Origin of the sequence: Streptomyces sp. NPDC002790 (assembly GCF_040295505.1) — a bacterium.
GTDB lineage: Bacteria > Actinomycetota > Actinomycetes > Streptomycetales > Streptomycetaceae > Streptomyces.
On sequence record NZ_JBEOVM010000018.1, the window covers coordinates 82795 to 90956 of the forward strand.

Here is an 8162-nt window from a genome sequence, read left to right on the forward strand (position 1 = left end):
TCGCCGGGCCCGGCGTCCGGCGTCAGGCGGTGCGCCCTCTGGCGATCCGGTCCCGCGCGTCCCGCACGAGCTCCAGGTACTCGACCTCCTCGCAGCGCGGCTTGCTGCCGAAGCGGTAGAAGTCGAGGCAGTCGTCCAGATCCTCGCCGATGTCCTCGTCGGGCAGTTCGAGCGCGAGTTCGCTGCGGACATGACTCGCCCAGTCGTCCATGGCGTAGGCACCCGCCGGCCTGCGGCGGACAAAATTCGGCACACGAAGCGCGGCCATCACGGTTCCCCTCCCGCCCCGCGGACAGCGTTACGTCCCACGGGTGTACGGAACGTATCGCCACCCCCACGCAAGGTCCATACCTGTGGCGAACCTGTGACGAACAGGGTTCCCACATCTCCCGGCGTGACACACCCCACCTGCCACCGCGGGCCACACTGCCGTAACAATGGACTGTGATCTCTCCGGTCTCCGAGTCCAAGCCACAAGCGACCTCCCGGAGCACCCACCGGCAGAAGCCGGAGGTGACTCCCTATGTCGACCTCACCCGCACCGAATGGAGTGCACTGCGCGACAAGACGCCACTGCCGCTGACCGCGGAAGAGCTGGAGCGGCTGCGCGGCCTCGGTGACGTGATCGACCTGGACGAGGTCCGCGACATCTATCTGCCGCTCTCCCGCCTGCTGAACCTGTACGTGGGCGCGACCGACGGCCTGCGCGGGGCGCTCAACACGTTCCTCGGCGATACGAACAAGAAGGCCGCCCAGTCCGGCACGCCCTTCGTCATAGGGGTCGCCGGCTCCGTGGCGGTCGGCAAGTCGACCGTCGCCCGCCTGCTCCAGGCCCTGCTCTCCCGCTGGCCCGAGCACCCGCGCGTCGAGCGGGTCACCACCGACGGGTTCCTGCTCCCCACCAAGGAGCTCGAGGCCCGCGGCCTGATGTCACGCAAGGGCTTCCCCGAGTCGTACGACCGGCGCGCCCTGACCCGCTTCGTCGCCGACATCAAGGCGGGCAAGGACGAGGTGACCGCCCCGGTCTACTCGCACCTGATCTACGACATCGTGCCGGACGAGAAGCTCGTGGTGCGCCGCCCCGACATCCTCATCGTCGAGGGCATCAACGTGCTGCAGCCCGCCCTGCCCGGCAAGGACGGCCGCACCCGCGTCGGCCTCGCCGACTTCTTCGACTTCAGCGTGTACGTCGACGCGCGCGCCGAGGACATCGAGTCCTGGTACCTCAACCGCTTCCGCAAGCTGCGCGCGACGGCCTTCCAGGACCCGTCCTCGTACTTCAGGAAGTACACCCAGGTCTCCGAGGAGGAGGCCCTGGACTACGCGCGCACCACCTGGCGCACCGTCAACAAGGTCAACCTCCTGGAGAACGTGGCCCCCACACGCGGCCGCGCGGGACTGGTGATCCGCAAGGGCCCCGACCACAAGGTGCAACGGCTGCGTCTGCGCAAGCTGTAGCTGTTAGAAAGACCCCATGCTGCATCTGCGCCTCATCACGCCGTCCGACTCCACGGACGACGTGGTGCGTCTGATCGAGAAGACGACTGGCACCACGCACCTGGTGGTGTTCCCGGGCGCCGCCCGCACGCCGTCGGGCGATGTCGTCATGTGCGACGTCGCCCGCGAGGCCGGTGACGAACTCATCGGCGGGCTGCGGGAGTTGGGCATCGACCGGTCGGGCTCGATCTCCGTTGAGACCATCGACCTGTCGCTGTCCCTGCGCGCCGACAAGGCCGAGGAGGACGCGCCGGGCGAGGGCGCGGACGCAGTCCTGTGGGAGCAGCTCTCGGACGCCACGCACGAGGAGTCCACGCTCACGGTCACGTACGTGGCGTTCCTGGTCATCGCGACGATGATCGCGGCGTGCGGTGTCGTGCTCGACAACGCGATCCTGATCGTGGGCGCCATGGCCGTCGGCCCCGAGTTCGGCCCGCTCGCCGGGTTCTGCACGGCCCTGGTGCGCAAGGCACCGCGCCTGGCCTGGCGTTCCCTGGTCGCCCTGCTCGTCGGCTTCGCCGTGGCGATGGCGGTGACGGTGGGCTTCAGCTACTTCATGGACGCCGTGAACCTGTTCAGCGAGAGCCAGTTGGAGGCGGACCGGCCGAACACCGGCTTCGTCTACGCGCCCGACTGGTTCTCGTTCGTGGTGGCCGTGCTCGCGGGCGCGGCCGGCACCCTGTCGCTCACCTCGGCGAAGTCCGGCGCCCTGGTGGGTGTCGCCATCTCGGTGACCACGGTCCCGGCGGCGGCGAACGCCGCGGTGGCGCTGAGCTACGACGACATGGGCCAGATGTGGGGCTCGACCCAGCAACTCCTGCTGAACCTGCTGGGCATCGCCCTGGCCGGTACGGCCACGCTCCTCGCCCAGAAGTACCTCTGGGCCAAGCAGCGCGAACGTACCGCCAAGCGACTCGCCAAGAGCTGAGTACTAGCCCAGCGCCGACTTCACGACGTCCGCCAGGCGCTCCGCGACGGACCGGGCCTGCGCGATGTCCGCGGCCTCGACCATCACCCGCACCAGCGGCTCCGTACCCGACGAGCGCAGCAACACCCGCCCGGTCGCGCCGAGTTCACTCTCCGCGTCCGCCACGGCCCTCGCGAGGTCCTTGGACGTGGTGACGCGGGACTTGTCCACGTCCGGCACGTTGATGAGCACCTGCGGCAGCCGCTCCATGACGCTCGCGAGGTCCCTCAGCGTCCGCCCGGTCTGCGCGACGCGCGCAGCGAGCAGCAGGCCCGTCAGCGTGCCGTCGCCGGTCGTCGCGTGGTCGAGAACGATGACGTGCCCGGACTGCTCGCCGCCGAGCGCGAACCCGTTCTCCTTCATGTTCTCCAGGACGTACCGGTCGCCGACGGCGGTCTGTACGAGGTCGATGCCCTCGCGCTCCATCGCCAGCTTCAGGCCCAGGTTCGACATGACGGTCGCGACCAGCGTGTCGTCGCGCAGCACGCCGCGCGCCTTCATGTCGAGCGCGAGCACCGCCATGATCTGGTCGCCGTCGACCTCGGACCCGGTGTGGTCCACGGCCAGGCAGCGGTCGGCGTCCCCGTCGTGCGCGATGCCGAAGTCGGCCCCGTGCTCGACGACGGCGGCCTTCAGCAGGTCCAGGTGGGTCGAACCGCACCCGTCGTTGATGTTGAGACCGTCGGGCTCGGCGCCGATCGTGATGACGTCGGCACCGACGCGGGTGAAGGCCTCCGGGGAGACCCGGGAGGCCGCACCGTGCGCCTCGTCGAGGACGATCTTCAGGCCCTCGAGCCGGTTCGGCAGCACGCCCGCGAGGTGCGCGATGTACTGGTCGAGGCCCTCGCCGTACGACTTCACGCGGCCGACGCCCGCGCCCGTCGGGCGGTTCCACAGGGCGCCGGTGCTGTGCTCCTCGTAGATCGTCTCGATGCGGTCCTCAAGGGCGTCGTCCAGCTTGTGGCCGCCGCGCGCGAGGAACTTGATGCCGTTGTCCGGCATGGCGTTGTGGCTCGCGGAGAGCATCACACCGAGGTCCGCGCCGAGCGCGCCCGTCAGGTACGCCACCGCGGGCGTGGGCAGCACGCCCACGCGCAGCACGTCGACTCCGGCGCTGGCCAGGCCCGCGACGACCGCGGCCTCCAGGAACTCGCCCGAGGCGCGCGGATCTCGGCCGACCACGGCCACCGGGCGATGGCCCTCAAAACTGCCGGCCTCGCCCAGAACATGTGCCGCCGCCACCGACAGACCGAGCGCGAGCTCCGCCGTCAGATCCGCGTTGGCGACGCCGCGCACGCCGTCCGTGCCGAAGAGTCGTCCCACCTTGATGTCCTCCGAACCTTCACATCGTCATAAGCCGAACGCCCCGGCGGCACGATACGTGCCGCCGGGGCGAACGGAAGAACAAGCAGGCAGCGGAATTTAGCGCTTGCTGTACTGCGGGGCCTTGCGGGCCTTCTTGAGACCGGCCTTCTTGCGCTCGACCGCACGGTCGTCGCGGCGGAGGTAGCCGGCCTTCTTGAGGGCGCCGCGGTTGTTGTCCGCGTCGGCCTCGTTCAGCGCGCGGGCCACGCCGAGGCGCAGGGCACCGGCCTGACCGGAGACGCCGCCACCCGAGATGCGGGCGATGACGTCGTAGCGGCCGTCGAGCTCGAGCACCTTGAAGGGCTCGTTGACTTCCTGCTGGTGGACCTTGTTCGGGAAGTAGTCCTCGAGCGTGCGCCCGTTGACCTTCCACTTGCCGGTGCCGGGCACGATGCGAACGCGCGCGATGGCGTTCTTGCGACGGCCCAGGCCAGCGGCCGGCTGCGGGTCACCGAAGCGGGCCGGGTTGGACTCCGAGGTGTACTCGCCCTCGACAGGCGCGTCCGACTCGGTGGTGTAGCTCTCGACGTCGACGGTCTCGGTCTCTTCGACCGGCGTCTCGGCAGTGGTCTCGGCCACGATTCTCCTCAGATTCTTTTCTGTCTTAGGGGGTGTGGCCGGAACTACTGCGCGACCTGAGTGATCTCGAACGGCACCGGCTGCTGGGCAGCGTGCGGGTGCGTGTCGCCCGAGTAGATCTTCAGCTTCGAGAGCATCTGACGGCCGAGCGTGTTCTTGGGGATCATGCCCTTGATGGCCTTCTCGACGGCCTTCTCCGGGTTCTTCTCCAGAAGCTCGTCGTAACGGACGGAGCGCAGACCACCCGGGTAACCGGAGTGGCGGTACGCCATCTTCTGGGTCTTCTTGTTGCCGGACAGGTGCACCTTGTCGGCGTTGATGATGACGACGAAGTCGCCCATGTCCATGTGCGGCGCATAGGTCGGCTTGTGCTTGCCACGCAGAAGGGTGGCAGCGGTGGTCGCCAGACGACCCAGGACGATGTCCTGGGCGTCAATGACGTGCCACTGGCGAGAGATGTCGCCGGGCTTGGGGCTGTACGTACGCACGGTCGTATGCCTTCGCTTCTTCAGTGAATGGGGTCCTGACACACGGCACCACTGAAGCGATCATGCAGCTGGGGCTCACAGTGCCGGGGACGCTGCCCGTATGCGAGCCACTGGTAACTGCTCCAGGGAACCTACGTAAGGGCCCTTCGCGTGAGAACGACCAAGCCAATACGTATAACAACTGTCGAGAGTACCCGCGCTGCCCCGTACGGGTCAAAACGCGTGGGCCCCGGTGAATCCGGAGGCCCTGTACTCCACTGTGCCGTGCCCCTTCACGGTAACGCGACGGAACCCCTCACACCTCCACCACGGGACGAGGGCGATGCCACACCAGGCAGTACCTCTAAGATGCGCCCCATGAGTTTCGGGCAAGGGGGATCCCCGTGGGGGCCCAATGACAACGGGTCGACCCCGGACTGGGCGTCGCTCGCGGAGGCATCAGAGTCTCGCGCGCGCAAGAAGCGCTGGATGGTGATCGGTGGCGCGATCGTGGCCACGCTCGCCGTCGGTTCGGCGGTCGCGTGGGGCATCGTCTCGACGAACAGCAAGAACGAAGCCGCCAACAAACCGGCCGACCAGCTGCCGAGCACGGCGGACATCCCCAGCGAGGGCGAGTCGGGAGGGCCGTCCTTCGACGCGACGACCCCGCCGCCCCCGCTCGATCCGAACGACTTCATCAACAGCGCCGCGAAGGACAGCGCCCCGCTCAGCGCGGACACGCTCTTCCCCGGCAAGAAGCTCACCTTCGGTGACCGCGTCTACACGAAGGGCGCCACGGCCCGCACGACCGACTGCGCGTCGGCCGCGCAGAAGGGCCTGTCCGGGGTGCTGAAGAACAACGACTGCAACCAGCTGATCCGCGCCACGTACTACAAGGGCAACTCCGCGGTCACCGTCGGTGTCGCCGTCTTCAAGACGAAAGCGCAGGCGACGAAGGCCAAGGAGCAGTACGACTTCGACGGCTCGGTCGTCTCGCTGCCCGGCTCCGGGGTGCCCACGTTCTGCCGCACCACGACGTGCCGCTTCACCGCGAACTCCGTGGGCCGCTACACGTACTTCACCAACGGCGGCCTCACCAACGGCCAGGACGCCTCGAAGAAGGACACCATGGTGTTCTCCCTCGGCGACGACCTCCAGGAATTCACGTTCCAGCAGATCAAGCGACGCGGCGAGGTCCAGGCCTCCGCGGCCGCCACATCGGGCTGACCGCCACCCCGGGCGCCGCCCTCAGCAACATCCGGCGCCCGGGAGGGTCCGCTTGTTGCGCGCCTCCTTGTTGCGCGCGGCGAGCAACTCGTCGGCGGGGTAACCGACTTCCTCCAGCGTCAGCCCGTGCGGCCGCACCACGTGCACGGCGGAGTCCCGCACACCCGCGGCGAGCACCTTGCCGGGCCAGTCGGCCGAGCGGTGCCCGTCCCCCACGAACAGCAGCGCCCCCATCAGGGACCGCACCATGTTGTAGCAGAAGGCGTCGGCACGCACGGTCGCCGTGACGATCCCGTCCTCGCCACGCACGAGGCTGAGCTCCTGCAGCGTACGAATGGTGGTCGCACCCTCACGCCGCTTGCAGTAGGCGGCGAAGTCGTGCTCGCCGAGCAGCCGTTCGGCGGCCTCGTTCATGGCGTCGACGTCCAACGGCCAGTCGTGCCACAGCACATGGCCCCGCAGCAGCGGATCGACGCCGCCCGGATGATCCGTCACCCGGTACGCGTACCGCCGCCAGATCGCCGAGAAACGCGCGTTGAAGCCGCCCGGCGCCTCGGCCACCGACCACACCCGCACATCCTTCGGCAGCCGCCCCGCGAGCCGCTTCAGCAGCTTCTCCCGGTGCTCGCCCCAGACCTCCGCCGGCAGGTCCACGTGCGCGACCTGGCCCCGCGCGTGCACCCCGGCATCGGTCCGCCCGGCGACCGTCAGGTCGTACGTCCGCTCGGACCGGGTCACCGTACGGAGCGCGTCCTCGATCTCCCCCTGCACGGTCCGCCGCCCGGAGGCCTGCTTGGCCCAGCCGGAGAAGTCCCTGCCGTCGTAGCTCACATCGAGCCGCAGCCGGACGAACCCGTCCGCCACCTCATCACTCACAACCCACAGTCCCTACCTAGGAGAAACGGAAAGCGGGCCCGCCCCGGAAGGGCGGACCCGCTCACACACAAGGCATCAGCCTCAGGCGTCCTTCGACTCCTCAGCGGCAGCCTCGGCCGGAGCCTCGGTCTGCGCCTCGGTGGCCTCGGCGTCCTTGGCGGCACGCTTGGTGGCGGCCTCGGCCTCACCGGTGGCCTGCTGCTGCACCGTCAGGGCCTCGACCAGCTCGATGACAGCCATGGGCGCGTTGTCGCCACGACGGTTACCGATCTTGGTGATACGGGTGTAACCACCCGGACGGTTCTCGTAGCGCGGGGCGATCTCGGTGAAGAGCGTGTGGACGACGCCCTTGTCCGTGATGACCTGGAGCACCTGACGGCGGTTGTGAAGGTCGCCCTTCTTCGCCTTGGTGACCAGACGCTCCGCGTACGGACGCAGACGACGGGCCTTGGCGTCGGTCGTCGTGATCTTGCCGTGCTCGAAGAGCGACTTCGCGAGGTTCGCAAGAAGCAGCTTCTCGTGCGCGGCGCTGCCGCCCAGACGGGCACCCTTGGCGGGCTTCGGCATGATTTCTCCTAGGTGTCTGCCCTGGCCGTACTAGGTACCAGGGTCAGTGTTCGAGCGGGCAGGGTTGCCCGTCGAAGACCCCGGCCCCTGAAAGGGGCGCGGGGAACTGCGCAACCGCAACCACGGTCCCGCAGCAAGCGATCCGCCCGCCGAAGCGGAGCGACTCAGTACTGCTCGGTCTCCACGAAACCCGCGTCCGCGTCGTCGTCGGCGCCGAAGGCGTCGGCGGCAGCGGTCGGGTCGAATCCGGGCGGGCTGTCCTTGAGGGCCAGGCCCATGCCGGCCAGCTTCGCCTTGACCTCGTCGATCGACTTCGCACCGAAGTTGCGGATGTCGAGCAGGTCGGCCTCGGAGCGGGCGACGAGCTCACCCACGGAGTGGATGCCCTCGCGCTTGAGGCAGTTGTACGACCGAACGGTGAGCTCGAGCTCCTCGATCGGCAGCGCCAGATCGGCGGCCAGGGCGGCGTCCGTCGGGGACGGACCCATGTCGATGCCCTCGGCGTCGATGTTCAGCTCGCGAGCGAGACCGAACAGCTCGACCAGCGTCTTACCGGCGGAGGCCATGGCGTCACGCGGACGCATCGCCTGCTTGGTCTCGACGTCGACGATCAGCTT

At 68.7% G+C, this 8162-nt stretch carries 10 protein-coding genes; 3 read left to right on the forward strand and 7 right to left on the reverse strand.

Features of this window, described 5'->3' with window-relative positions:
- Positions 1-22: 22 nt before the first annotated feature.
- Positions 23-268, reverse strand: coding sequence for a hypothetical protein (locus tag ABT004_RS12185; protein ID WP_351334647.1), 246 nt, complete (start codon positions 266-268; stop codon positions 23-25).
- Positions 269-444: 176 nt separating this feature from the next.
- On the opposite strand from ABT004_RS12185, the gene coaA reads away from it, so the two are divergent.
- Entirely contained in the window at positions 445-1458 is a 1014-nt protein-coding gene (gene coaA / locus ABT004_RS12190) for a type I pantothenate kinase (RefSeq protein WP_451189805.1), read from the forward strand.
- Between the two features lie 16 nt (positions 1459-1474).
- Entirely contained in the window at positions 1475-2425 is a 951-nt protein-coding gene (locus ABT004_RS12195; protein WP_351334651.1) for a DUF389 domain-containing protein, read from the forward strand.
- A 3-nt stretch (positions 2426-2428) separates the two neighbouring features.
- Here the strand turns inward: ABT004_RS12195 and glmM are convergent, their stop codons facing one another.
- From glmM to rplM, 3 genes are all read right to left on the reverse strand, one after another.
- Positions 2429-3787 (reverse strand): phosphoglucosamine mutase, encoded by a 1359-nt coding sequence (glmM, locus tag ABT004_RS12200; protein ID WP_351334653.1) that lies wholly within the window; start codon positions 3785-3787, stop codon positions 2429-2431.
- A 99-nt stretch (positions 3788-3886) separates the two neighbouring features.
- A complete protein-coding gene (gene rpsI / locus ABT004_RS12205) occupies positions 3887-4408 on the reverse strand; it encodes a 30S ribosomal protein S9 (RefSeq protein WP_351334656.1) in 522 nt (173 codons plus the stop codon).
- Between the two features lie 44 nt (positions 4409-4452).
- The gene (gene rplM, locus ABT004_RS12210; protein WP_351334659.1) at positions 4453-4896 is read right to left on the reverse strand and encodes a 50S ribosomal protein L13; all 444 of its coding nucleotides are present in this window, start codon (positions 4894-4896) and stop codon (positions 4453-4455) included.
- A 348-nt stretch (positions 4897-5244) separates the two neighbouring features.
- Here rplM and ABT004_RS12215 point away from each other — a divergent pair, with 348 nt between their 5' ends.
- Complete coding sequence (locus tag ABT004_RS12215) at positions 5245-6102, forward strand: hypothetical protein (RefSeq protein WP_451189810.1); 858 nt, start codon at positions 5245-5247, stop codon at positions 6100-6102.
- Between the two features lie 21 nt (positions 6103-6123).
- On the opposite strand, the gene truA is transcribed toward ABT004_RS12215, so the two are convergent.
- The 3 genes from truA to ABT004_RS12230 all read right to left on the reverse strand — a co-directional run.
- The gene (truA, locus tag ABT004_RS12220; protein ID WP_351334664.1) at positions 6124-6978 is read right to left on the reverse strand and encodes a tRNA pseudouridine(38-40) synthase TruA; all 855 of its coding nucleotides are present in this window, start codon (positions 6976-6978) and stop codon (positions 6124-6126) included.
- A gap of 81 nt (positions 6979-7059) precedes the next feature.
- The gene (rplQ, locus tag ABT004_RS12225) at positions 7060-7545 is read right to left on the reverse strand and encodes a 50S ribosomal protein L17 (RefSeq protein ID WP_351334667.1); all 486 of its coding nucleotides are present in this window, start codon (positions 7543-7545) and stop codon (positions 7060-7062) included.
- A gap of 164 nt (positions 7546-7709) precedes the next feature.
- The coding region (locus ABT004_RS12230) for a DNA-directed RNA polymerase subunit alpha C-terminal domain-containing protein (protein ID WP_351334669.1) at positions 7710-8162 on the reverse strand (453 nt) is incomplete at its 5' end.